This is a genomic window from Micromonospora sp. NPDC047753 (genome assembly GCF_040642735.1).
Lineage (GTDB): Bacteria > Actinomycetota > Actinomycetes > Mycobacteriales > Micromonosporaceae > Micromonospora.
In genome coordinates, this window is the sequence record NZ_JBEYSL010000571.1 from 1 (window position 1) to 3,903 (window position 3,903).

Annotated in this window: 4 protein-coding genes; all 4 read right to left on the reverse strand. The window is 68.6% G+C overall.

Annotation, left to right across the window (positions count from 1 at the left end; genetic code table 11):
- Nucleotides 1–122: 122 nt before the first annotated feature.
- Nucleotides 123–362 carry a hypothetical protein gene (locus ABZ749_RS31065; RefSeq protein ID WP_357234010.1) on the reverse strand — a complete coding sequence of 80 codons (240 nt, stop codon included), beginning with the start codon at nt 360–362 and terminating at the stop codon, nt 123–125.
- Nucleotides 363–427: 65 nt separating this feature from the next.
- A complete protein-coding gene (locus ABZ749_RS31070) occupies nt 428–862 on the reverse strand; it encodes a hypothetical protein (protein WP_357234013.1) in 435 nt (144 codons plus the stop codon).
- Nucleotides 863–877: 15 nt separating this feature from the next.
- On the reverse strand, nt 878–1,165 hold the full coding sequence (locus tag ABZ749_RS31075) for a hypothetical protein (RefSeq protein ID WP_357234016.1): 288 nt from the start codon (nt 1,163–1,165) through the stop codon (nt 878–880).
- Nucleotides 1,134–3,903 (reverse strand): toxin glutamine deamidase domain-containing protein (locus ABZ749_RS31080; RefSeq protein WP_357234020.1); only part of this gene is annotated, 2,770 nt, incomplete at its 5' end. The genes ABZ749_RS31075 and ABZ749_RS31080, both read right to left, overlap by 32 nt.

A 3,903-nucleotide genomic window follows, 5' to 3' on the forward strand; every position in this document is an offset into this window, starting at 1 on the left:
CCCCCGCGATCGTGCTTCAGTTGATGCTGCTGCCGATCGGGTGGTTCATGATCCACTCGGCTTCACTGAAGTCGGGTGGTCCCGCCGCCCTGGATGCCCCGACATCAATGAACCGGAGTCGATCACCCTCGACCTGAGGCACCGACGCCATCCCCGGCGGCCCCGCCATCCTGGGCAGGATCACCGCCGGCCCGGCTCCTGATCACACCCAGGCCGAGGGCGAAGGCAGTGCAGAAGGCGATACCGAAGGCAACGCCACCCTTCGCACCGAACACGGGAATGCCGATCGCCAGACCGATCAGGAGGCCGACCGGCCAGGCCCAGACAGTGGACCTGACGCTCTGCGTACCAGATTTCGCCATGCGTCGATCTTATTCGGCCCCGCCAGGGCCCCGCCGATCTCTCCCACGCTCAGGCAAGCCCACGCCTACGTCGCTCTCCCCAAGTCGGGGTCCGCGCCAGGATCACCGGCCGCGCGAAGCTGCTCCTCGAACATGACGAACGTCCGCTGCCGAATCCCGCGAATGAGCGCCTGCTCCTTCGGCGTCAGGTGACGATCCTCGGCCTTCGCCACGTCCCTGACCGCCTGCACCGTCTCGTAGAGAGCGAAGATCGGGCCTTCGCCCTCAAGATAGTGAGCCCGAAAGCGCTCCACCTCCTGCACGCAGTCCTTGGGAGAGCGCCGAAATACTTTGCCCCCGCTGTCGAAGACGATCTCGCTGAACAACTCGTTCTTCTCCTGCCAAGCGCCAGTGTCGATCGCGACACGCCAAACCCTGGCGCCGGCGTCGGGCGTCTCCACGATTTTCACCGGCGACTGGTAGTACAGGTAGTAAGACGGAAGCACCAAACCTCCGCTCATCGGGAATTCACCACCTCAGGTATCGTCGCCACCCTTGAACATCGCCCGGATCGAGCCTTCGTCAGGCAACTTCTCGCCACCGGTAACTGCTTCAACCGCCGCCTCGGCGTCAGCACGGCTCACGTTCTTGTAACGGTCCGCATTCCGATAGTCATCGAGGAAGCGCACTACAAGCCCGGGATCGTAGGCCCACGCTCGGGCGCGATGGTCCCAGAGAACCGCCTGACCTAGGCCCGCATCCATGACGAAGAGGCCTGCCGGCCCGCTCTGCTCATCGGTCCGGTAGATCACGTAGTAGCTCAACAATCTCCTGCTCCAACTCTTCGACGACCTGCGGAGCTATGGGGAAGTCACGAGACCGTAACCCCAGCCCTTGCACCACCTGTTCGAGGCTTGCCCCTTGGCGAGTTAACCAGGCGCGGTATTTGCGCCAGACGTCGCTGTTCTCGCTGATCCACTTGGCGAAGGTGGCGTCCTTGGTCGGAAAACGGAGATCGAGCCCGTCCGGCAGCGCATCCGGCAAGCCGCGCGAGCGGTTCGCACTGAGCATCCGCAGAAGTGCTTCGACTCGTCGCTCAGGGCTGTTCGACGGGCGCCGCACAACTTCGTACTCCTCATGGGTCGCCAGCCACGCTTCTCGCGACAGCGAAGTGTGCAGCTGCAACTCGATCAGCATCCCGTCCGGCGAACGAAGCGTGCAGTTCAGTCCGTAGAAACGGTTTCCCTGGCGCCAGAAGTTCTTGCAGGCTGAAGTCGGCACTGAGAAGCCAGCCGCGGTCAGGCCGGCAAGAACCAGGTCAACGGCGTTGCTGTAGTGCCGGCCCGACGGTAGTTCGAGGCAAAACCTCAGGACGTCATTGACGCTTGCCGCGAAACCCGTTACGTCGATCGTCGCGACACGGGCCTCGTCGAGGTACTTCCGAGCCAGCGACTCCAGCCCCTTGACGCGATACTCGCGGTCTCGTAGGCAAATTGGATCGCTCAGGTCGAGCGAGTCGGTCACGTTCTGCCCGACCTGAGCCAAAGCATCCTCGACCCGGTCGGCAACGCTCAGTGCACGCTCCTGGACTTCCGTCAGCACTGCCAGTTCGGTGCTCGTGAGCTGGGCGAGGTCGGGCGTTGATTGAGCAACGCCACTCGACTCGGCCCGGCCGGAATCGGCGCTCGCCGAGCCCGGGCCGTCGAGGAGCAGGTACATCCGGTTGATGTACGGGTCGCCGTGGCCGCCGTCGTCGCGCGTCGGCGGGTGATCCGGCAGGTCGGGCCGTTCGCTGAACCGGCCCCGGGGCAGTCCGCCGAGCGGCATCGGTCGGCCGTCTCCGCTCAGCACCAGCGCGTCGATGCCGACCACGTCGGGGTAGAGCGGCCGGTCCCGGACCACGCCGTCCTGTGGGTCCACGTAGAGCACAGTGCCGTTCTGGTTGAGCGCTACCCAGGCGTGTGAACCGCCGTGCGCCCACTCGGTGACCAGGAACGAGTAGCTGCCGTGCCCGCCCAGCAGCAGTTGGTCGTGCAGGTTGCGGTAGCCCCGGTCGGCGGCCTGCCGCGCCTGTGCGGAGTCCGTGCGTTGGCCGGACGCCGGTGCGAGGAGTTTCTGGAAGCGCCCGCCGGTCACGTCCTCCACCCGGCCGGGGCCGCCCGCCTCGCCACGGATGGGGCGCCGGATGTCACCGTCGAGGTAGCCGTCGAAGGTTCGTGGCGCCGACACGCGGGGACGCCCGTGCACCCACGTCTCGAACAGCGACAGTGTGCAGTCCAGGCAGTTGATGCCCCGGGTGGCGTCGGCCGCGGGACCGCCGTCGTTGAGTAGCCCGAACCAGCCGCCGTGTCGGGGGTCGGCGGTGCGGGTGACGGTGCCGTCCGGTCCACGGGGCATCTGTCGTTCGACGTCGACCTGGTGCAGGGCGAGCGGTGGCCGGAGTCCTCCGGGCTGCCCGTACGGCCGGGAGTTGTCGATCGGCGGCGGATCGTCGTCGCCGGTGAGCCTGGACGGGCCGGTGGTCTCCACCGCGCCGAGCGCGAGCGCGCCCACGTCCCGGTTGGCGTGCTCGAAGGTGGCGCTGATGTCGACGACCGGCGGGGCCGTGGTGCCGGCCAGCACCGCGTCTGCCAGGTCACGCCATTCGGAGTACGCGCGAACTTCCTCGTTCGCGGCGCGCTGCCAGCCGTCGGCCCACTGCCGGTTGCCGGCCTGGTGCAGTTGGCGGGCGTAGGTGGCGTACTCGACGGCTCGGCGATCGTGCTCCACGGCGCGGGTGCGCAGTCGGGCGGCCTCGGACTGCCGGCGGTTGTTCTCGAACCCGGTTCGCAGCGATTCGTAGTGGTCCTGGTAGCGCCGCCGCTCGGCGGCTTCGGCCGCTGCGGCCCACTGCGCCGCGTACGCGTCGTTGGTGTCGGGCTCGCGCACCGACGGGGCGCCGAACGCGACCACGTCGACGGGGATCGACGCCCTTCCCCGGGCGGGATGGTCGGGCGCTCGCACCGGTGCGGGCGTCTGCCGGGTCGGGACACGCGCGGGCACGGTGAATCGACCCACCACCGGTGGGGTGGAGGCGACCGGCAGCGGCCCGTTGGACGTCGTCGGGGCGCCGTAGGTGATCGGTGCCGCCGGGCCTGGGGTGATCGTCGGTGCGGAGGGGACGGTCGCCGGAGACCAGGCGGTCGGTCCGGAGGTGGTGACGTGCGGGGAACTGCCGGGCTGGACCGGCGGCACACCGGTGGCAGCCGGCCCGCTGCCCGATTCGAGGGGGCCGACCACGGGCGCGGACGCCGACGAAAGCCTCGGATCAGCACCCACCACAGATTGACTCGGATCACCTACCGCCGACGTGGTCGGGTTGGTGGTCGTCGCCGACGGCGCGGGGTCGGCCGTGACCGGGTGCGGGACGCCCGCTCTGTCGCCGAGCGACCCACCCGTCTCGGAGACGCCCACCGCACTGTGCACCACGTCCACGTCGGACAGCGCGCCGACCGGCGTCGGGGACGACGTGTGCGCGTCGGGCGCGACCGGAGACGCCGGCCCGGCTCCTCGTGACTGCTCG